The following is a 19424-nucleotide window of genomic DNA, read 5'->3' on the forward strand; positions in this document are numbered from 1 at the left end:
GATCAGCAGACCCCGGAGACGAGGAACGCCCCGGCGCAGGCGCACGGGGCGAGGACGCGGGCGCGCGGCGCCACGTCGATCGAACCGTCCTCCTGCGCGGGCCGCCCGGAGTCCGGGACCTTCGATCGCACGCGGACGTGCGACGACCAGCGGTCGTGGGGGGAACGCCGACGAGCATACGCCATGCGCCGCGGCCACCGGCTGTCGCCGTCCGGACGCGGGGCCGGGACGCCCCCATCCCCGGTGGGATCGGCGGACTCGCCCGGTTGCCCACCCCGGTCCGTGCGGGATCGCCGATCCCGCCGCCCGGGGTGGGGAACGACGGGGGCCCCGCCGCGCACTGCGCGACGGGGCCCTCGGGACCGTCCGTGGGTGGCCCCCTCGCAGGGCCCCACCGCGAGCGTCAGCGAGCGGAGGGGGCGAGGGGGTCCTTCTTCAGGCGGTGGGCTCGTCCACCGTCAGGTTGCGGGTGCGGTTCGGGTCGACCGGGATGCCCGGGCCCATGGTGGTGGAGATGGTGACCTTCTTCAGGTACCGGCCCTTGGCCGCGGCCGGCTTGGCCCGCAGCACCTCGTCCAGCGCCGCAGCGTAGTTCTCGACGAGCTTGGTCTCGTCGAAGGAAGCCTTGCCGATCACCAGGTGCAGGTTGGCCTGCTTGTCGACGCGGAAGTTGATCTTCCCGCCCTTGATGTCGTTGACCGCCTTGGTGACGTCAGGGGTCACCGTGCCGGTCTTCGGGTTCGGCATCAGGCCGCGCGGACCGAGGATGCGGGCGATCCGGCCGACCTTGGCCATCTGGTCGGGCGTGGCGATCGCGGCGTCGAAGTCCAGGAAGCCGCCCTGGATGCGCTCGATCAGGTCCTCCGAACCCACGACGTCGGCGCCGGCGGCCTCGGCCTCGGCGGCCTTGTCACCGGTCGCGAAGACGATGACGCGAGCGGTCTTACCGGTGCCGTGCGGCAGGTTGACCGTGCCGCGGACCATCTGGTCGGCCTTGCGCGGGTCGACGCCCAGGCGCATGGCCACCTCGACGGTGGCGTCGTACGCCGTCGGCGAGGTCTCCTTCGCCAGGCCGGCCGCCTGCAGCGGGGAGTAGAGGTTGTCGCGGTCGACCTTCGCGGCCACCTCGCGGTACTTCTTGCCGTGCTTCGCCATGGTGGTGTCCTCTCCCCCGGCGCCTCGGCCGGGGATCGTGTGGTGCGCGGGCCTGGCGGGGCCCTCCCACAGGTGCTGTGCGGGCCGGCAGGCGCCGGACCCAGGTGGTGCAACGCCGCCGGAGGGCGGCGGCTTCCGTCAGCCCTGGACGGTGATGCCCATCGACCGGGCGGTGCCGGCGATGATCTTCTCCGCCTCGTCGAGGGAGTTCGCGTTGAGGTCGGCCATCTTGGTCTGGGCGATCTCGCGGACCTGGTCGCGGGTCACGGTGGCGACCTTGGTCTTGTGCGGCTCGCCGGAGCCCTTCTCCACACCGGCCGCCTTGAGCAGCATGCGCGCCGCCGGCGGGGTCTTGGTGACGAAGGTAAACGAGCGGTCCTCGTAGACCGAGATCTCGACCGGGATCACGTTGCCGCGCTGCGACTCCGTGGCGGCGTTGTACGCCTTGCAGAACTCCATGATGTTGACGCCGTGCTGGCCCAGCGCCGGACCGACGGGCGGGGCGGGCGTGGCCGCACCGGCGTTGATCTGGAGCTTGATGACCGCGGTCAACCGCTTCCTGGGGGGCATGACTTCCTTCTCGGTGACGGGGTGGAACGGCCTCGGTGCAGGGTCCCGTGCCCAGCGGAGCGAGGGCCGGGGAGCACCGAGGTCTCTAGATCTTCTGGACCTGGTTGAACGACAGCTCGACCGGCGTCTCCCGGCCGAAGATGGACACGAGCACCTGCAGCTTCTGCTGCTCGGCGTTGATCTCGTTGATCGTGGCCGGGAGCGTCGCGAAGGGGCCGTCCATGACGGTGACCGACTCGCCGACCTCGAAGTCGACGACGGTGGTCGGTGCCGCAGCGGTGGTGGTGCTCGTGGTCTCCGCCGTCCGGGCGGCCTGCGGGGTGGCCGCGGGGGCGAGCAGGCTGACGACCTCGTCGATGCTCAGCGGCGAGGGCCGGGACGTCGCACCGACGAACCCCGTGACGCCGGGGGTGTTCCGCACCGCGCCCCAGGACTCGTCGTTGAGGTCCATGCGGACGAGCAGGTAGCCGGGCAGCTTCTTCCGGTTGACCTGGGTGCGCTTGCCGTTCTTGATCTCGGTGACCTCCTCGGTGGGCACCTCGATCTGGAAGATGTAGTCCTCCATGTCCAACGACTGGATGCGCGACTCCAGGTTGGTCTTCACCTTGTTCTCGTAGCCGGCGTACGAGTGGATGACGTACCAGTCGCCGAACTGACCGCGCAGGACCTTGCGCATCGCCTCGGCCGGGTCGGCCTCCTCGTCGTCCTCGGCCTGGTCACCCAGGTCGGAGGACTCCGCCGGAGCGGCCAGCGGGTCGCTCACCAGGCTGGCGGGGTCGCCGCCCTCCACGCCGGGCGCGACGTCGGCCACGCCGGTGAGGACGTCCTGGTCGGCGGTGTCGACGGAGCCCTCGGCAGCACCGGTCTCGCCGGCGCCGGTCTCGACGTCCGCCGTGCCTCGCACGTCGAAGCGCGCGTCGTCGAGGTCGATGGCCTCGACGGCGCTGTCGGTGTCGAAGGGCTCGCGGGGGTCGGTCACGGTGTCTCTTCCTTGTCGGTGGTGCAGGCGCGGGTGGGCTCAGCCGAAGACGGCGAGCACGCCCTGGGCGAAGAGGAGGTCCAGGCCGGCCACCAGGGCGACGATGAAGGCCACGAAGACGATCACGACGGTCGTGTAGGTGATCAGCTCGCGGCGCCCGGGCCAGATGACCTTGCGCAGCTCGGCGACGACCTCGCGCAGGAAGCGCCGGATGTCGCGCCGCTGCCGTGCCTCGGCGGCGCGGTCGCGCTCCGCGGCGGCGCGGGACCTGGTGGCGCCACCCTCGGCGGCCCGCCCGGCGGGCCGGGACGGCGCGCGCCCGCGGGCGGCCCGACGGGTGCGGGGGGCCGACTCGTCGTCGTCCTCGTCGTCCCCCGCGGTGATCCGGCTCCCCCGGCGGGCGCCGGTGGGCCGCGAGGCCACGACCTTGTCCTCGTCGGTCTCGGCCTCGGCGGCGACCTCGGCCTCGGCGGCCTGCAGCTCGGCGGCGTCGGCCACGCCCGGGGCCTCGCGGTCGAGCTGCTCGTCGGTCGGCTCGGCGTCGGAGGCGGCGCGGGGGTCGCCCTCGCGTGCCGGCTTCTCGTCGCTCACTGCGCCTCGCTCGCCTCGCTGGTGGTGGCCGTTGTCCTGGGCCGACGGTCGGTGGTGGTGCTGTCGTACGGGTCGTGCACGTCGCCGGCGCAGGTGCCGGCGGCACGGGCAGGGGTGACAGGACTTGAACCTGCAGCCTGCGGTTTTGGAGACCGCTGCTCTGCCAATTGAGCTACACCCCTTGGAGGACCTCGTCCTCCCCACCCCTCGCGAGCTCAGGGTGGGACCCGGGACGAAGCCGCCCGGGACCGCGTGCCCGCTCCGGACGGCACCGTTCCCGCGAGGGTTCCGGGGCACGCCGGTGGCGGGGTCAGTGGCCCCAGGACAGCCAGTGTACGGGACCGCCGAGGACGCCAGCCAACCTGCCGGGTCCGGCGGCCCCGTGCCGGGGCGCGGGGGCGCCCGACCGGTGCGGAGGCGACCGCGGACGCCGCCCTCCGACATGATGGGGGCATGACCGCCGCCTCCTCCACGGAGTCCGCTGCACCGTCCTCCGGGCCGTCGCCCGCCGACCGGCGCATCTCCCGCCGCGTGGCCGCCATCGCCGAGTCGGCGACCCTGGCGGTCGACGCCAAGGCCAAGGCGCTCAAGGCCGCGGGCAAGCCGGTCATCGGCTTCGGCGCGGGCGAGCCGGACTTCCCGACGCCGGACTACATCGTCGCGGCCGCCGTCGCCGCCTGCTCCCAGCCGGCGATGCACCGCTACACCCCTGCGGGCGGGCTGCCGGCCCTCAAGGAGGCGATCGTCGCCAAGACCGCCCGCGACTCGGGGCTGCAGGTCACCCCGGCCAACGTGCTGGTGACCAACGGAGGCAAGCAGGCCGTGTACGAGGCCTTCGCCACGATGCTCGACCCGGGCGACGAGGTGCTGCTGCCCGCGCCGTACTGGACGACCTACCCCGAGGCGATCGCCCTCGCCGGCGGCGTGCCGGTACCGGTCGTGGCCGACGAGGAGAGCGGCTACCTGGTGTCGGTCGCCCAGCTCGAGGCCGCCCGGACGCCGCGCACCAAGGTGCTGCTGTTCTGCTCGCCGTCCAACCCGACGGGCGCGGTCTACCCACCCGAGCTGGTCGAGGAGATCGGCCGCTGGGCGCTGGACAACGAGCTGTGGGTGCTCACCGACGAGATCTACGAGCACCTCACCTACGACGGGGCGACCGCGCCCTCGATGCCGGTCGTCGTCCCCGAGCTCGCCGACCGCTGCGTCGTCGTCAACGGGGTGGCCAAGACCTACGCGATGACCGGCTGGCGGGTCGGCTGGGTCGTCGGGCCGACCGACGTCGTCAAGGGCGCGACGAACCTGCAGTCGCACGCCACGTCCAACGTGGCCAACGTGTCGCAGGCCGCCGCGGTCGCCGCGCTCACCGGTGACCTGTCGGCCGCGGCCACGATGCGCGAGGCCTTCGACCGGCGGCGCCGCACAATCGTGTCGATGCTGCGCGAGATCCCCGGCGTGGCCTGCCCCGAGCCGCGCGGCGCGTTCTACGTCTACCCGTCGGTCAAGGCGCTGCTGGGCCGGCCGGTCGCCGGTCGGACGGCGCAGGACAGCGTGCAGCTGGCCGAGATCATCCTGGAGGAGGCGGAGGTCGCCGTCGTCCCGGGTGAGGCCTTCGGCACGCCGGGCTACCTGCGGATGTCCTACGCGCTCGGCGACGACGACCTCGTCGAGGGCGTGACCCGGATGCAGCGCCTGCTCGCCTAGGGACCCCGTCCTCCCTCCCCTGCAGGCTCGCGACGGGCCCCTGGACGGGGCCGCCCCGTGACCAGGACGACTCGGCGGGGTCCTCCTCCTCGTCGAGGGCGCTGCCTCGGTGAGGACGTCGAGCGCGGCGGCGCCGGCGATCGCTCGGCGGGGAGGGTGTCGACGGAGAGGCGCCGCAGCCGGTGGGCCGCAGGCAGGACGGCACCGAGCGTGAGCGGGTGCCGCCGCGCGCTCACGCCAGCTGGACGGTGGCGCGGGCCAGCGAGAGCACCTTCTCGCCGCCGCTGGTGACGGTGAGGTCGACGCGGGCGCGGCCGTCGTCGCCGAGCGCGCCCACCTTCCCGCGAACCGTCACTCGGGCACCGGCGTCGTCATCGGGGACGACGACCGGCCGGCCGAACCGCACGTGGTACTCGACCAGTGCGCCCGGGTCGCCGGCCCAGGCGGTGACCGCGCGCGCGGCCAGCGCCATGGTGAGCATCCCGTGCGCGATGACGCCGGGGAGGCCCACCTCGGTGGCCACCCGCTCGTTCCAGTGGATGGGGTTGAAGTCCCCGGAGGCGCCGGCGTAGCGGACGAGGTCGGCGCGGGTGACCGGGTAGGTCTGCTCGGGCAGTTCGGTGCCGACGGCGACGTCGGCAGCCCGGACCGCGGCGGTCACGCGACCTCCTCGCCGGCGCTCGTCGTCCACGTGTCCGGCGCCCTGCCCGTGCGTGACCTCGCGAGCTCGGTCACGCGGTCCCCCGGGCGACGAGCATCGAGGTGGCCGAGCAGACCGGTTCGCCGTCCTCGGTGGCGACGTCCACCCGGGTGGTGAGCAGGTCGTTGCCGCCGATGCTGCGCACGGCCTCGATGGTGGGCGTGGCGACGAGCCGGTCGCCGGCCCGGATGGGCCGGTGGTGGGTGAAGCGCTGCTCGCCGTGGACGACGCGGCTGTAGTCCAGTGCGACGTCGGGGTCCTCGACGACGACGCCCGCGGCCGACAGCGTCAGGGCGATGGCGAAGGTGGGCGGGGCGATGACGTCGGGGTGCCCGGCCGCGCGGGCGGCGTCGGTGTCCCGGTGCACCGGGTCGGCCTCACCGATGGCGTCGGCGAACTCGGCGATCTTCTGCCGGCCGACCTCGTAGACGGCGGAGGGCGGGTAGCCGCGCCCGACCAGTGCTGGATCGAGTGCCATGCTCCCGCCCTCCCTCTCGCAGGGACCGCTCGGTCAGCGGGTTCCCGCGGTGGCTCGAGACCGCGTCAGCGGGTCTCGCGGTGGATCGTGTGCTTGCGGTCCTTCGGGCAGAACTTCTTCAGCTCGAGCCGGTCGGGGTCGTTGCGCCGGTTCTTCCGGGTGATGTAGTTCCGGCTCTTGCACTCCTGGCAGGCCAGGGTGATCTTCGGACGGATGTCGGTGGCTGCCACGGGGCGCTCCTCGCCTTGTCGGTACCCGGGCCGGGCCCGGACGTGCGGGCGGGTGCCCGCACGGTGCTGCAACACGCCGACGGACCCCGGGTCGCGGGGTCCGTCGTGAGTAGCGGTGACCGGATTTGAACCGGTGACACAGCGATTATGAGCCGCTTGCTCTGCCTGGCTGAGCTACACCGCCGGACGTGGCCGTGCGGCCCGGTCTCGGCGACCGGGCCGAGCGGCCACTGTGTTCCAGAGCCCCTTTACGGAATCGAACCGTAGACCTTCTCCTTACCATGGAGACGCTCTGCCGACTGAGCTAAAGGGGCGGGCTTCGAGCCGTCGAGAATTCTACCCGACGGCTCCCGGGGCCTGTCGCAGGGGGTCCCCGGCGCGGTCAGGAGCGCACGAACAGCCGCCGGTGCGGCGTGCCGGCGACGGCCGAGCGGACGCCGGTGCGGGCCAGGATCCAGCTCTCCAGCCGCTCGTCGGGCAGCGGGCGGCTGACCAGGAAGCCCTGCAGCTTGTCGCAGCCCATCTCGGCGAGCAGGTTGCGCGTCAGCTCGTCCTCGACGCCCTCGGCCACGACCCGCAGGCCCAGGTTGTGGGCCAGCTCGATGATCGAGCGGGCGATGAACGACTCCCCCTGGCTGGTCGACATGCCGAGCACGAAGGACTTGTCGATCTTCACCTCGTCGATGGGCAGCTGGCGCAGCTGGGACAGCGAGGAGTAGCCGGTGCCGAAGTCGTCCATCGACAGCCGCAGGCCCAGCGCGTGCAGGTCGGCCAGGACGGTGCTGCTGCGCACCGAGTCGTCGACGACGCTGCCCTCGGTCAGCTCCAGGGTCAGCAGCTCACCGGGGACGCCGTGGCGGCGCAGCGCGCGCTGCACCCGGTCCACCAGGTCCGGCTCGGTCAGGCAGCGGGCGGAGAGGTTGACCGCCACCGACAGCGCGATGTCCTGGTCCAGCCACCGGCGGCAGCGGGCCAGCGCGAGGTCGAGCACGTGGTCGGTCAGCGGGCCGATGCGGCCGATCTGCTCGGCGAGGTGGATGAACTCGTCCGGCGCGATCGCCCCGTAGCGCGGGTGCGCCCAGCGCACCAGCGTCTCGACCGAGACGATGTCGGAGGTGCGTGCGTCGATGATCGGCTGGAAGACGACGCTGATCTCGCCGTCGGCCATGGCCTGCTCGAGCTCGGTGCCCAGCTGCAGGCGGCGCAGGCTCTGCTGGTCGAGCACCGGGTGGTAGCTGGCCACACCGCTCTTGCCGGCTCCGGCCAGCAGGGCGACGTCGGCCCGCTGCATGAGCGTGCCGGAGTCCGCGCCGTGCACCGGGGCAGCGGCCACGCCGATGGTCAGCGTCACCTCGAGGTCCAGGCCGGCGACCCGGACGCGCGTCGAGGTGGCCTCGCGCAGCCGGCGGGCGGCCCGCTCCGTGGCGGGCAGCGACAGCCCGGGCAGCAGGACGGCGAACTGCTCGCCCTCCATGCGGGCCACGAGCGCCTGCGGTGGGGCGTGCTCGCGCAGCAGGCCGGCGGTGACCAGCAGCAGCTCGTCGCTGGCCGCGTGGCCGAGGGTGTCGGTGACCTCGGCGTAGTTGTCCAGCGAGGCGAGGATGAGGCCCGCCCGCCCGGCGACCGGGTCGGCCACGAGCAGCTCGTCGATCTCCACCGCGAGGCGCTGCCGGTTGGGCAGGCCGGTGAGCCGGTCGTGGTCGGCGTCGTACCGGATCTGGGTCAGCAGCTGCTGCTGCCGGATCGCGGCGTTGACGTGGGTGAGCATGGAGTCGAGCGCGTCCCGGTCACCGTCGGCGAACGAGACGAAGTCGCTCCGGCGGTCGCAGATCTCCAGGTACCCCGGCTCGCCCGCTGCGGTGGCCACGGGCGCGGCGAGCAGGTCACCGGCCCCACGACGCACTAGGGCGGCCGCCTCGGCCTCGGTGGCCCGGGCGAGCGTGACGAGGAGCGGACCCTCGTGCGCACCCTCGGTCACCCGCCGGCGGAAGAGGTCGTCGGGGTCGCTGGGGCCGTCGTACCAGCTGCGGCCGTCGTCCGAGGCGACGACCAGACGCGGCTCCTCGTCGAGGTAGGGCGGCAGCCAGAGGGCGACCCGCTCGGCGTTGAGGAGCTCGCGGAGGCCCTCGACCAGTCGGCGCGGGCCGTCCTCGTCGGGACCGATCTGCTCCACCTGGCGGGCGAACGCGTACACCTTCTCGAGGTCCTGCCCCTCCCTCGACACCGCGGCGAACCGGCGGTACAGCGCCACCAGCGCGACGATCAGCGGCGCGAGGAGGAGCAGCGACCACGTCGTCGTGTGGACGAGGAGCAGGACGGCCAGACCGACGAGGACCGAGATCGGCACCACGGACACCAGCGGCAGGAGCAGGATCGTCCAGACGACGCGACCCGGGTAGCCCTGCGTGGCGACGATCGCCACGACCGTCATGAGTCCACCGATGAAGGTGGCCGTGACGACGGCGACGAGGTAGCACAGCCAGGTCACGGGCGAGCTGATCTCGTCAGCCGGCAGGAGCCGCAGCACCAGCGTGGCGACGCAGACCTCGAGCACGGCGACCGCGACGTTGAAGACGGTCTTCGCCGGGGGGAACCGCTGCAGCGCGCAGGTACCCCCCATCGCCAGCGCGCGGGCGACGGCGGTCCACCACGGACCCAGCACCACGAGGGCGACGACGACAGCCGCCTCGCTGGTGGTGCTGCTGACGCCGTGGCGGCGGAACTCGAAGTTGACGTTGACCGACTCGGCCACCGCGAGAGCGACGACCATGGCGAGGAACGCGACCACGGAGACCGGCGCCAGGGGCCACCCGAGGGTCCACGCCGCGATCGGCAGGACGACGCCGACACCCAGGAGAGCGATCCCCCACGGCGTCAGGCGGATGGGCCTGCGCCGTGCATCGGGAGCGTCCTGCGCGGCCACGGGCACCTGTATCTCGCTCGGGGAGTGAGGGCGGCGCCGAGGCTAACAGCGGATGGAGCCACCGCGGACTCCCTCACCACCCAGAGGGGTGAGGGGCAACTCGCGTGCGCAGTCGCGCGCCATCCCCGGTGCCGACGACGCCCGCCCGGGGGTCAGTTGGCGGTCTGACGGGTCCACTTGAAGCCCCGGGTCCACTTGAAGCCACGGTTCCGGTCGGTGGCACGCGTGCTGTTGCTCATGACGCCTCCTCAGGCATGAAGGACCGCTGTGTCGGGAACAGGGCAGTCGTCCAGGCGCGGGGGCAGAGCGTTGGGTACGGACCGCGCCGGAGAGATTGCTGCCCGTCACTCTTTCGGGGCAAGCGCCCGAACCGCCATGAGGGTCACAGCACGGTGTCGACCCGTCATGCCGTCACGTATGGTGACGATGAGTAGGCAGAGTGTCACGCAATGGGGTGACACGTGGGTCCGGTGGTGTTTCCGGGCGGACAAGCCGCCACGGACCGGTCCTCGGCGCGCCACCGAGGCCTGTCCCCGCGCCGCTGCAGGCCGGCCACCGTCCGGAGGCGGGAGACCCCCAGGTCACCCAGGCGAGGGCCCGGATCGGCGGACGGCATCCCGGCGAGTCGGACCGGATGGGGGGAGCCTCGGTCGGTCGGGCCGGCACGCGGCGGGGCCTCGGGTGTGGCCCGACGTCGGGGACCTGACGCCATCGGGAGCCTGTCCGTGAGGGGGCGGTGCCGCGGTACCCCCGGCGTCGCGCGGACCCGGCGTGCGGCCCTCCACAGGCGCGGGTCCGGCCGACCAGGGGTTCCCCCGATCGGGTCCACAGTCCTCCACAGCGCCGTCCACAGCTCGTGGACGGGCCGGACGGCGACCTACGCTGCGCCGCGTGCGACGGGACGGGGACGACGGCGAGCGCGGCTCGACGCTGCCCCTGGTCCTGGTGTGCTGGCTGGTGGCCGCGCTCATGGCCTTCGGCGCGATCGCGGCGTCCGACGCCTTCCTCGAGCAGCAGCAGGTGCAGTCGGTCTGCGACGGCGCCGCGCTGGCCGCGGCCAACGCCACGGACGAGGCGGCCCTCTACGCCACCGGCGTGGGAGCGGCGCTGCCGCTGACCCGCGCCAGCACGCAGGCGGCCGTGGCCGACCAGCTCGCCGACGGCGGGACGGCGCTGCACTCCTGGTCCACCGAGACCGACGGCGTGGAGGTGGCGGTGCGGTGCACGCGCCACGTCGAGATCGCGTTCGGCTGGCTCTTCCTCGGTGGGCAGCCCCTGGAGCGCACCGCCGTCGCGGGCGCTCGCGCCCCCACCACCCCCTGAGACGGACCGCGACCCCCGACCTGGAGTCAGGTCGGGGGCCGCGTGCACCGGGTGTGGCGGGTGAAGGATTCGAACCTTCGTAGGCTAAGCCGACGGATTTACAGTCCGCTCCCATTGGCCACTCGGGCAACCCGCCGTGGTGGTACCGGGAGAGCGTACAAGACACCGGAGACCTGCTCCGGACGTGGCCCCGGGCCCGACCGTGGCGGGTGGACGGCAGAGGGAAGGAGCAACCGACACATGGCCGACTCGTCGTTCGACGTGGTGAGCAAGGTCGACCGCCAGGAGGTCGACAACGCCCTCAACCAGGCCGCCAAGGAGCTCTCGCAGCGCTTCGACTTCCGGGGCACCAACGCCTCGATCGCCTGGGCGGGCGAGGAGGGCGTGACGCTGAGCGCCGACACCGAGGAGCGCGTGACCGCGGCCCTCGACGTCTTCCGGGAGAAGCTCGTCAAGCGGGGCATCTCGCTCAAGGCCCTCGACGCCGACGACCCGCAGTCCTCGGGTCGCAGCTACAGGATCTCGGCCCGCATCAAGCAGGGCATCGAGTCGGACAAGGCCAAGCAGATCGCCAAGATCATCCGGGACGAGGGCCCCAAGGGGGTCCAGGCCCAGATCCAGGGCGACCAGCTCCGGGTGAGCGGCAAGAAGCGCGACGACCTGCAGGCGGTGCAGCAGCTGCTGCGCGGCAAGGACCTCGACGTCGCGCTGCAGTTCGACAACTACCGCTGAGCTGCTGCGCCCTCGCTGGGGCGGTCCTGCGGCGCCCCGGTCGGTGAGGGGTCCGCAGGAGCGCCGCAGCCGGCCACGAGGTCGCCGGCTGCGGCGCGCGGACGGTCCTCGACCGCTGGCGGTGGGGACGACCGGTGGGAGGCGACGGACCCCGCCGCCGCGGACCTGCTGCGCCGGTGGCCCGGTGGGTCCGGTCCGGGGGGCAGCCCGCCGACCGCGACCAGCCGGTAGCGGCCGGAGACCAGCTGCCCGCACCTCGGGTCGACACCCCCGCGTCCGGTCGACGCCCGGCGTCGGGCCGCCGCATCGAGGGCCACGACGCACTGCTGCGCCGGCAGGATCCGCCACGGCGTGGCCCGCCGTGGGCCGGGACCGTCAGACGGACGCCGGCACGCGGGGCCGGACCCGCGGGACGTAGTCGCCGCGCTCGTCGAGCACGTACCGCTCCGCGCCCGCCGGATCGGCGGCGATCTCCCGCAGTGCCTGACCCAGGAGCGGGATGTCGGTGAGGTAGGTCTGCCGGTTCGCGCTGACCCGCACCGCCCCGGGGAGCCGGTGGCGGGCCCCGGCGCGGACGTCTGCGTGGAACCGCTCGACCTCGGCGTCGGACAGGCCGAGCAGCCGACCCATGTACGGGTGCGCGCAGAAGCAGCCGCTGCGCGTGCCGATCGCGTACTCGTTGGCCAGCCGGGCGGCCAGCAGCCCGTGCGGCACACCCGCCAGGTTGAAGGCGGCGACCGGCAGCCGGTCCCCGGTCACCGGGCCCAGCCGGTGCAACCCGGGCACGGAGCGCAGCTCGGAGTCGAGCGCCCGCACCAGGTGGTCCTCGTGCGCGCGCACCGACGACCAGCCGTCGCTGCGGAGCTCGTCGGCGGCCGCGGCGAGGGCGACGACCCCGACGACGTTGGGCGAGCCGGCGTCGTCGCGGTCGGGGCCGTCCGCCCAGACGACGTCGTCGAACGAGACCGCACCCACCGCACCCCCTCCCACGAGGAAGGGCTCCCCGTCGGCGAGGAGGGCACGCGGTGCGACCAGCGCGCCGGCGCCGAAGGGCGCGTACATCTTGTGGCCCGAGAAGGCGATGACGTCGATGCCCAGCGCGGCGATGTCCACCGGGCGGTGCGGGACCAGCTGTGCGCCGTCGACCACGACCAGGACGCCGCGCTGGCGGGCCGCGGCGGCGACACCGCGCAGGTCGGGCAGCCAGCCGGTGACGTTGGAGCCGCCGGTGACGGCCAGCACGCGGGGCCTCGGGTGCTGGTCGAGCGCGGCCTCGACGGCGGCCACGTCGAAGGTCCCGCTCGTGTCGACGTCGACGACCCGCAGCCGGGCGTGCCGCCGCCACGGCAGCAGGTTGGCGTGGTGCTCCACCGCCGTGGTGACGACGACGTCGTCCGTGGTGAGGCCGAGGCGGAAGGCCAGCAGGTTGAGCGCCTCGGTGGTGTTGCGCGGGAACAGCGCGAGGTGCGTGCGCGGGTCGCCGCCCACGAAGCGCACCATGATCTCGCGCGCCTCCTCGTACCGCTTGCTCGTGAGCTGGGACCGGATGCCGGCCCCGCGGTGCACGCTGGCGTACCAGGGGAGGAACTCCTGCACCGCCCGGGCGACGACCACCGACGCCGAGCTGGTGGCGGCGGTGTCGAGGTCGACGTACTGGCGGGGTCCGCCGTCCAGCACGGACACCCACAGGTCGTCGCCCACGTGCTGGCCGGCGGTGAAGGACAGGGGGATCTCCATGGCAACCTGATCGACACCCCGCCGCAGAACTTGAACGACCGGGCGGAGATCCCTCCGATGGGTCGTTCCTGCGACCGTCGTCACACGCACCGCTCAAGTCGGGGTGCCTTCCCTCCGATCTGGCCGGCATGAGCGTGCATCACGACAGCGGCCGGACCCGGCCGCGACTCCGCGGGGGCTTCCGGCTGACCTCGCGGGTGTTCTGGGACATGGCCATCTACATGGTGGGGCTGGGCCTGGTCGTCGGGCTCATCTTCCCGCCGTTCGCCGTGCTCCTCGGTGTGCCCGAGGTGATCACCGACCGGCCGGTCTTCCAGAGCGCGTGCCTGCTGGCCGGCTTCCTCGTCGGCGCGATGAACTACGCGCTCTGCCGCGGGGTCGTCGGCGGCCGCATGGAGGTGCTCGGCGGACACCTGCGGTCGGCCACGAGCGTCATCACCTCCGCGACCCGCTCGGGGGACTGGTCCGAGGCGGTGTTCGAGCGGATCACCGTCGACTCGGACGACCAGATCGGCGAGGCCGGACGGGCGTTCAACAGCCTCCTGGGTGCCGTCGAGGGCCGCAAGGACCTGGAGAACCGGCTGCGCTACCAGGCCTTCCACGACACGCTCACCGGCCTGCCCAACCGCGCCCTGTTCATCGAGCGGCTCGCCGCGGCCGATGCGCTCCGCCAGCAGGACGGCACGCCGTCCGCCGTGCTCTTCCTCGACGTGGACAACCTGAAGGCGGTCAACGACAACCTCGGTCACGAGGGCGGCGACGCGCTCATCAAGCTCCTCGGCGAGCGCATGGTGCGCAGCGTCCGGGACACCGACACGGTGGCCCGCCTCTCCGGTGACGAGTTCGCCATCCTGATCACCGGCCCGGGCAGCGCCCACCAGGCCGAGCGCGTCGCCCACCGCATCCTCGAGTGCCTGCGTGCCCCCATGCAGATCGGTGGGCAACGGATCCGCACCGGGCTGAGCATCGGCCTGGCGACGTCGGACAGCTGCACCTCGAGCGGCATCGGGATGCTGCGCGCTGCCGACCTGGCGATGTACGCCGCCAAGACGGGCGGGAAGGGCCGGCTGGAGGTCTTCCAGCCCAGCCACCACACCGCCCAGGTGCAGCGCGACGCTGTCCGGGCTCAGCTGTCCGGCGCCCTCGACGCCGGGCAGCTGGAGCTGCACTACCAGCCGATCGTGGACGTCTCGTCGCGGCAGATCGTCGGCTTCGAGGCGCTGCTGCGGTGGCGCCACCCCGAGCGGGGGCTGGTGTCCCCGCTGGAGTTCATCCCCCTGGCCGAGGAGAGCGGCCTGATCGTGCCGATCGGCCGGTGGGTGCTGCAGGAGGCGACCCGGCAGGCGGCCGCCTGGCAGGACCGCTCGCCGTTGGGCCGGCTCCGCATGAGCGTCAACGTCTCCGTGCGGCAGTTCCAGCACCCGGACCTCGTCGGCGACGTGGCCGACGCGCTGCGCCGGTCGGGTCTGGCCGCGTCCCTGCTCACCCTCGAGATCACCGAGTCCCTGTTCGCCCAGGACATCGAGGAGACGACGCGCAAGATCGCCCTGCTCAAGGACCTGGGCGTCCGGCTGGCGCTCGACGACTTCGGCACGGGGTACTCGTCGCTCAGCTACCTGCGACGCTTCCCGATCGACAGCCTGAAGATCGACAAGTCGTTCATCGACGGTGTGACGACCAGCACCGAGGGCCACGCGGTGGTCGCGGCGATCACCCAGCTGGGTCACGACCTCCGCCTGGAGGTGGTCGCCGAGGGACTGGAGACCGGCGACCAGCTCGAGGCACTCCGGTCGCTCGCCTGCCCGCTGGGCCAGGGCTACCACTTCTCCCGTCCGCTGACCCCGGGCGATGCGGTCAAGTTGATGCTCACCGGGCGCCGGCCGGCTCCCGCGATGCTCGTCCCCGCGTGAGCGGACCGCGGGAGCGGCGCTCGCGGCCCCGCCCGGGCTGCGGCTCTCTGCAGGGGCCGCCGCGAGCGGGCGAGCGGTGGGAGGCGACGGGGTCCTCCGTCAGCGCTGGCCGAGCTCCCGGGCGATCTGCTCGAGCCGGGCGATCCGCTCGGGCATCGGCGGGTGGGTGGCGAACATCGACGCCAGGCCCTGGCCACGGAACGGGTTGGCGATCATCAGGTGGCTCTGCGTCACCAGCCGGTCCTCCTGGGGCAGCGGCCGGGCGGCGGCACCCGAGGCGATCTTGCGCAGCGCCGATGCCAGCGCCAGCGGGTCCTGTGACAACGCGGCACCGGAGGCGTCGGCCTGGTACTCGCGACTGCGGCTGACCGCCATCTGCACCAGGCCGGCGGCGAGCGGACCGAGGAACACCAGCAGCAGGCTGCCGAGGGCGTTGCCCCCGCCGCGGTCGTCCTCCGACCGGCCACCGAACAGCGAGGCGAACATCGCCATGTGCGCCAGGTAGGTGATGACCGTGGCCATGGCGCCGGCGACGGAGCTGATCAGGATGTCGCGGTTGTAGACGTGCGACAGCTCGTGCGCGAGCACGCCGCGCAGCTCGCGGCGGTCCAGCAGCTCGAGGATGCCCTGGGTGACGCAGACGGCCGCATTGCGCGGGTTCCGGCCGGTGGCGAAGGCGTTGGGCTGGTCGGTGGGACTGACGTAGAGCCGCGGCATCGGCTGCCGGGCCTCCGTGGCCAGGTCGCGCACCATCGCGTACAGCGCCGGTGCCTGGGTCTCGGTCACCGGGAAGGCCCGCATGGCCCGCAGGGCGAGCTTGTCCGAGTTGAAGTAGGCGTAGCCGTTGACCGCCAGGGCGATGAGCAGGGCGATGAACAACCCGCCCCGGCCGCCGACGAGGCCACCGGCGGCGAGGATGAGGCCGCCCATGAGACCCAGGAGCACCGCGGTCTTGAGTCCGTTGCTCCAGCGCTGCACGTCCCGACCAACGCGGTGCCCGGGGAGGCCGTTCCCCGGCTCCTCCCCCGCAAGGTGCGACCGGGGCCACGGAATGGGGTCGCACCCGACCGGGTTGCTGTTGCCAGGTGCCGGGGGTTCCCGGCCGTTCCACTGTCACCCGCGTCACAGGTCCGCGGGGTGTGACAGCCACGTAACCTCGGCCGGTGGAGGTGCACCACTGATGACCACGACTGACCAGTCCGTCGTCGCCAGCACGACGGGGAGCCCGGTGCCGTTCGTCAAGAGCGTCGTCGAGCTCGACCGCGTCGTCATCCGGCTCGCCGGCGACTCCGGCGACGGCATGCAGCTCACCGGCAACCGCTTCACCAGCGAGACGGCGTCCTTCGGCAACGACCTCTCGACCCTGCCGAACTTCCCGGCCGAGATCCGCGCGCCGACGGGGACCCTGCCGGGTGTCAGCTCCTTCCAGCTGCACTTCGCCGACCACGACATCATGACGCCGGGCGACGCGCCGGACGTGCTGGTCGCCATGAACCCGGCCGCGCTCAAGGCCAACCTGTCCGACCTCCCCGGCGGTGGGCTGCTGATCGTCGACGCCGACGAGTTCACGCCGCGCAACCTCGCCAAGGTCGGCTACGCCACCAACCCGCTCGAGGACGACTCCCTGCAGGGCTGGCAACTGGTCAACGTGCCGCTGACCACCCTGACCCTGGAGGCGCTCGCCGACTCCGGCCTCGGCAAGAAGGAGGCCGAGCGCTCGAAGAACATGTTCACCCTCGGCCTGCTGAGCTGGATGTACCACCGGCCCACCGAGGGGACCGTCCGCTTCCTCGAGCGGCAGTTCCGCCGCAAGCCCCAGATCGCCGCGGCCAACATCGCCGCCTTCCGGGCCGGCTACAACTACGGCGAGACGACGGAGGCCTTCGCGGTCTCCTACGAGATCAAGCCCGCTCCGATGGCGCCGGGCCGCTACCGCAACATCTCCGGCAACCAGGCGCTGGCCCTGGGCATCGTCGCCGCCGGGCAGCGCTCCGGCCTGCCGGTGTTCCTCGGCGCCTACCCGATCACCCCGGCGTCGGACATCCTCCACGAGCTGTCCCGGCACAAGTCCTTCGGCGTCCGCACCTTCCAGGCCGAGGACGAGATCGCCGGCATCGCCTCGGCGATCGGCGCCTCCTTCGGCGGCGCCCTCGGCGTCACGACGACGTCCGGGCCGGGTGTGTCGCTGAAGTCCGAGGCGCTGGGCCTGGCGGTGATGACCGAGCTGCCGCTGGTCGTCGTCGACGTGCAGCGCGGCGGCCCCTCGACGGGCCTGCCGACCAAGACCGAGCAGTCGGACCTGCTGCAGGCGATGTTCGGCCGCAACGGCGAGGCGCCCCTGCCGGTCGTGGCGCCGCGCTCCCCCGCCGACTGCTTCGACGCCGCGCTGGAGGCCGCGCGGATCGCGCTGACCTACCGCACGCCGGTCATGCTGCTGTCCGACGGCTACCTGGCCAACGGTGCCGAGCCGTGGCAGATCCCGGACACCGAGGAGCTGCCGGACCTGCGGGTGGAGTTCGCCAGCGAGCCCAACGCCACCACTGCCGACGGGACGCCGGAGTTCCAGCCCTACCTGCGGGACCCGGAGACCCTGGCCCGCCCGTGGGCCATCCCGGGCACGTCGGGGATGCAGCACCGCATCGGCGGTCTGGAGAAGGCCGACAAGACCGGCAACATCTCCTACGACCCGGCGAACCACGACCTGATGACCCGGCTGCGCCAGGCCAAGGTCGACGGCATCGCGGCGAGCATCGGGCCCACCGACGTCGACGACCCGGACGGGGACGCCAGCGTGGCCGTCATCGGGTGGGGCTCGACCTACGGGCCCATCGGCGCCGCCTGCCGGCGCATCCGCCGCTCGGGGCGGTCGGTCGCGCAGATCCACCTGCGTCACCTCAACCCGTTCCCGGCCGACCTCGGCGAGGTGCTGCGCCGCTACGACCGGGTGATCTGCCCGGAGATGAACCTCGGGCAGCTGTCCATGCTGCTGCGCGCCAAGTACCTCGTCGACGTCCAGAGCCACACCCAGGTGCGCGGGCTGCCCTTCCGGGCCGCCGAGCTCGCCGCGGTCGTGCAGGACGTCATCGACTCCACCAGCGGCGCCCCGCTCGCCGCCGACCCCAACGGAGGCGCGGAATGACCACCGTCGAACTCGGCATGCCCGCCGAGGGCCCCATCGCCGATGCCATCGCCCGCTCCCTGGAGACCCAGGGCGAGAAGCGCGCCGAGCTCAAGGCCAAGGACCTCAAGACCGACCAGGAGGTGCGCTGGTGCCCGGGGTGCGGTGACTACGTCATCCTCAACGCGGTCCAGAGCTTCCTGCCCAGCCTCGGCATCGCGCGCGAGGACATGGTGATCGTGTCCGGCATCGGCTGCTCGTCGCGCTTCCCGTACTACATGAACACCTACGGGATGCACTCGATCCACGGCCGTGCGCCGGCGATCGCGACCGGCCTGGCCGCGTCCCGCCCGGACCTGTCGGTGTGGGTCGTCACCGGGGACGGCGACGCGCTGTCCATCGGCGGCAACCACCTGATCCACACGCTGCGCCGCAACGTGAACCTGAAGATCCTGCTGTTCAACAACCGGATCTACGGGCTCACCAAGGGCCAGTACTCGCCCACCAGCGAGGTCGGCAAGGTCACCAAGTCCACCCCGATGGGCTCGCTGGACCACCCGTTCAACCCGGTGTCGCTGGCGCTGGGCGCGGACGCCACCTTCGTCGGCCGGGCCATGGACTCCGACCGCAAGGGCCTCACCGAGGTGCTGCGGCAGGCCGCGGAGCACCAGGGCACCGCGCTGGTGGAGATCTACCAGAACTGCAACATCTTCAACGACGGCGCGTTCGACCTGCTCAAGGACCCGACCACCGGCGTGCAGTGGTCGATCCCGCTGGTCCACGGCAAGCCGCTGGTGTTCGGTCCGGACGGCGCCTCGTGCGTGGTCCGCGACGAGTTCGGCGGCCTGCGGATCGCCGAGACCGACCAGGTGGACGCCGACGACATCGTCGTGCACGACGCCACCCGGGAGGACCCGTCGTACGCCTTCGCGCTGTCGCGGCTGTCCAGCCAGGACCTCCGCTACACCCCGATGGGCGTCTTCCGGTCGGTGCCGAAGCCGACCTACGACAAGATGATGGCCGACCAGGTCGAGGAGGCCCGCACCTCCTCGCCGGCCGACCTGGGCGCGCTGCTCGCCGGCGGAGACACCTGGACCGTCCCGGCCTGAGCAACACTCGAGGGGCGCCCGGGGACCGTCGTCCCCGGGCGCCCCTCGGGTTCTCAGTGGTGAGGACGGCACGCCGTCCCGCGGCTCAGTGGCCGTCGTGGTGGTGCTTGTCGGCGTTGTCCTTGTCGCCGTTGTCCTTGTCGCCGTTGTCCTTGTCGCCGTTGTCCT

The 19424-nt window shown here is 72.7% G+C and carries 17 protein-coding genes and 4 tRNA genes; 6 read left to right on the top strand and 15 right to left on the bottom strand.

The window, feature by feature from the left end; all coding sequences use genetic code 11:
• Window positions 1–2: 2 nt before the first annotated feature.
• From BMW27_RS24415 to BMW27_RS18520, 6 genes are all read right to left on the bottom strand, one after another.
• Complete coding sequence (locus BMW27_RS24415; RefSeq protein WP_281244776.1) at window positions 3–131, bottom strand: hypothetical protein; 129 nt, start codon at window positions 129–131, stop codon at window positions 3–5.
• 304 nt (window positions 132–435) lie between these two features.
• Window positions 436–1155: a 50S ribosomal protein L1 gene (rplA, locus tag BMW27_RS18500; protein ID WP_091446691.1), complete on the bottom strand. Its 720-nt coding sequence runs from the start codon at window positions 1153–1155 to the stop codon at window positions 436–438.
• A 138-nt stretch (window positions 1156–1293) separates the two neighbouring features.
• On the bottom strand, window positions 1294–1725 hold the full coding sequence (gene rplK / locus BMW27_RS18505) for a 50S ribosomal protein L11 (protein WP_091446692.1): 432 nt from the start codon (window positions 1723–1725) through the stop codon (window positions 1294–1296).
• Between the two features lie 85 nt (window positions 1726–1810).
• Complete coding sequence (gene nusG, locus BMW27_RS18510; RefSeq protein ID WP_217638203.1) at window positions 1811–2704, bottom strand: transcription termination/antitermination protein NusG; 894 nt, start codon at window positions 2702–2704, stop codon at window positions 1811–1813.
• 39 nt (window positions 2705–2743) lie between these two features.
• Window positions 2744–3295: a preprotein translocase subunit SecE gene (secE, locus tag BMW27_RS18515; RefSeq protein ID WP_091446695.1), complete on the bottom strand. Its 552-nt coding sequence runs from the start codon at window positions 3293–3295 to the stop codon at window positions 2744–2746.
• Window positions 3296–3404: 109 nt separating this feature from the next.
• Window positions 3405–3477: transfer RNA gene (locus BMW27_RS18520), tRNA-Trp, on the bottom strand.
• Window positions 3478–3748: 271 nt separating this feature from the next.
• Between BMW27_RS18520 and BMW27_RS18525 the strand changes: the two genes are divergently transcribed.
• The gene (locus BMW27_RS18525) at window positions 3749–4996 is read left to right on the top strand and encodes a pyridoxal phosphate-dependent aminotransferase (RefSeq protein ID WP_091446700.1); all 1248 of its coding nucleotides are present in this window, start codon (window positions 3749–3751) and stop codon (window positions 4994–4996) included.
• A gap of 232 nt (window positions 4997–5228) precedes the next feature.
• Here BMW27_RS18525 and BMW27_RS18530 read toward each other — a convergent pair whose 3' ends face one another.
• The 6 genes from BMW27_RS18530 to BMW27_RS18555 form a co-directional block, all read right to left on the bottom strand.
• Complete coding sequence (locus BMW27_RS18530; RefSeq protein WP_091446702.1) at window positions 5229–5657, bottom strand: MaoC family dehydratase; 429 nt, start codon at window positions 5655–5657, stop codon at window positions 5229–5231.
• 70 nt (window positions 5658–5727) lie between these two features.
• Window positions 5728–6174 carry a MaoC family dehydratase N-terminal domain-containing protein gene (locus tag BMW27_RS18535; protein WP_091446704.1) on the bottom strand — a complete coding sequence of 149 codons (447 nt, stop codon included), beginning with the start codon at window positions 6172–6174 and terminating at the stop codon, window positions 5728–5730.
• A 65-nt stretch (window positions 6175–6239) separates the two neighbouring features.
• Window positions 6240–6404, bottom strand: a complete 165-nt coding sequence (rpmG, locus tag BMW27_RS18540; protein ID WP_012950506.1) for a 50S ribosomal protein L33 — start codon at window positions 6402–6404, stop codon at window positions 6240–6242.
• Between the two features lie 110 nt (window positions 6405–6514).
• Window positions 6515–6588 (bottom strand) — tRNA-Met (locus BMW27_RS18545).
• Between the two features lie 57 nt (window positions 6589–6645).
• A tRNA-Thr gene (locus BMW27_RS18550) sits at window positions 6646–6718 on the bottom strand.
• A gap of 68 nt (window positions 6719–6786) precedes the next feature.
• Entirely contained in the window at window positions 6787–9327 is a 2541-nt protein-coding gene (locus tag BMW27_RS18555) for a putative bifunctional diguanylate cyclase/phosphodiesterase (protein WP_091446706.1), read from the bottom strand.
• 891 nt (window positions 9328–10218) lie between these two features.
• On the opposite strand from BMW27_RS18555, the gene BMW27_RS18560 reads away from it, so the two are divergent.
• Window positions 10219–10650 carry a pilus assembly protein TadG-related protein gene (locus tag BMW27_RS18560; protein WP_091446707.1) on the top strand — a complete coding sequence of 144 codons (432 nt, stop codon included), beginning with the start codon at window positions 10219–10221 and terminating at the stop codon, window positions 10648–10650.
• Between the two features lie 54 nt (window positions 10651–10704).
• On the opposite strand, the gene BMW27_RS18565 is transcribed toward BMW27_RS18560, so the two are convergent.
• Window positions 10705–10786 (bottom strand) — tRNA-Tyr (locus BMW27_RS18565).
• 104 nt (window positions 10787–10890) lie between these two features.
• Here BMW27_RS18565 and BMW27_RS18570 point away from each other — a divergent pair.
• Window positions 10891–11382 (top strand): YajQ family cyclic di-GMP-binding protein, encoded by a 492-nt coding sequence (locus BMW27_RS18570; RefSeq protein ID WP_091446708.1) that lies wholly within the window; start codon window positions 10891–10893, stop codon window positions 11380–11382.
• A gap of 375 nt (window positions 11383–11757) precedes the next feature.
• On the opposite strand, the gene BMW27_RS18575 is transcribed toward BMW27_RS18570, so the two are convergent.
• A complete protein-coding gene (locus BMW27_RS18575) occupies window positions 11758–13119 on the bottom strand; it encodes an aminotransferase class V-fold PLP-dependent enzyme (RefSeq protein WP_091446709.1) in 1362 nt (453 codons plus the stop codon).
• A gap of 128 nt (window positions 13120–13247) precedes the next feature.
• Here BMW27_RS18575 and BMW27_RS18580 point away from each other — a divergent pair, with 128 nt between their 5' ends.
• Complete coding sequence (locus BMW27_RS18580; RefSeq protein WP_091446710.1) at window positions 13248–15029, top strand: putative bifunctional diguanylate cyclase/phosphodiesterase; 1782 nt, start codon at window positions 13248–13250, stop codon at window positions 15027–15029.
• Between the two features lie 99 nt (window positions 15030–15128).
• On the opposite strand, the gene htpX is transcribed toward BMW27_RS18580, so the two are convergent.
• Window positions 15129–16007 (bottom strand): zinc metalloprotease HtpX, encoded by an 879-nt coding sequence (gene htpX / locus BMW27_RS18585; RefSeq protein ID WP_091446711.1) that lies wholly within the window; start codon window positions 16005–16007, stop codon window positions 15129–15131.
• A gap of 202 nt (window positions 16008–16209) precedes the next feature.
• Between htpX and BMW27_RS18590 the strand changes: the two genes are divergently transcribed.
• Window positions 16210–18168: a 2-oxoacid:acceptor oxidoreductase subunit alpha gene (locus tag BMW27_RS18590; RefSeq protein ID WP_091446712.1), complete on the top strand. Its 1959-nt coding sequence runs from the start codon at window positions 16210–16212 to the stop codon at window positions 18166–18168.
• Entirely contained in the window at window positions 18165–19256 is a 1092-nt protein-coding gene (locus tag BMW27_RS18595) for a 2-oxoacid:ferredoxin oxidoreductase subunit beta (protein ID WP_091446714.1), read from the top strand. Before BMW27_RS18590 ends, BMW27_RS18595 begins: the two co-directional genes overlap by 4 nt.
• Window positions 19257–19424 lie beyond the last annotated feature (168 nt).

Source organism: Geodermatophilus poikilotrophus (genome assembly GCF_900111455.1).
Lineage (GTDB): Bacteria > Actinomycetota > Actinomycetes > Mycobacteriales > Geodermatophilaceae > Geodermatophilus > Geodermatophilus poikilotrophus.

Coding starts and splice junctions, on each gene's coding strand:
- rplA (WP_091446691.1), bottom strand. CDS start 1,155: ATGGCGAAGCACGGCAAGAAGTACCGCGAGGTGGCCGCGAAGGTCGAC.
- rplK (WP_091446692.1), bottom strand. CDS start 1,725: ATGCCCCCCAGGAAGCGGTTGACCGCGGTCATCAAGCTCCAGATCAAC.
- BMW27_RS18525 (WP_091446700.1), top strand. CDS start 3,749: ATGACCGCCGCCTCCTCCACGGAGTCCGCTGCACCGTCCTCCGGGCCG.
- BMW27_RS18535 (WP_091446704.1), bottom strand. CDS start 6,174: ATGGCACTCGATCCAGCACTGGTCGGGCGCGGCTACCCGCCCTCCGCC.
- BMW27_RS18570 (WP_091446708.1), top strand. CDS start 10,891: ATGGCCGACTCGTCGTTCGACGTGGTGAGCAAGGTCGACCGCCAGGAG.
- BMW27_RS18575 (WP_091446709.1), bottom strand. CDS start 13,119: ATGGAGATCCCCCTGTCCTTCACCGCCGGCCAGCACGTGGGCGACGAC.
- BMW27_RS18580 (WP_091446710.1), top strand. CDS start 13,248: ATGAGCGTGCATCACGACAGCGGCCGGACCCGGCCGCGACTCCGCGGG.
- BMW27_RS18590 (WP_091446712.1), top strand. CDS start 16,210: ATGACCACGACTGACCAGTCCGTCGTCGCCAGCACGACGGGGAGCCCG.
- BMW27_RS18595 (WP_091446714.1), top strand. CDS start 18,165: ATGACCACCGTCGAACTCGGCATGCCCGCCGAGGGCCCCATCGCCGAT.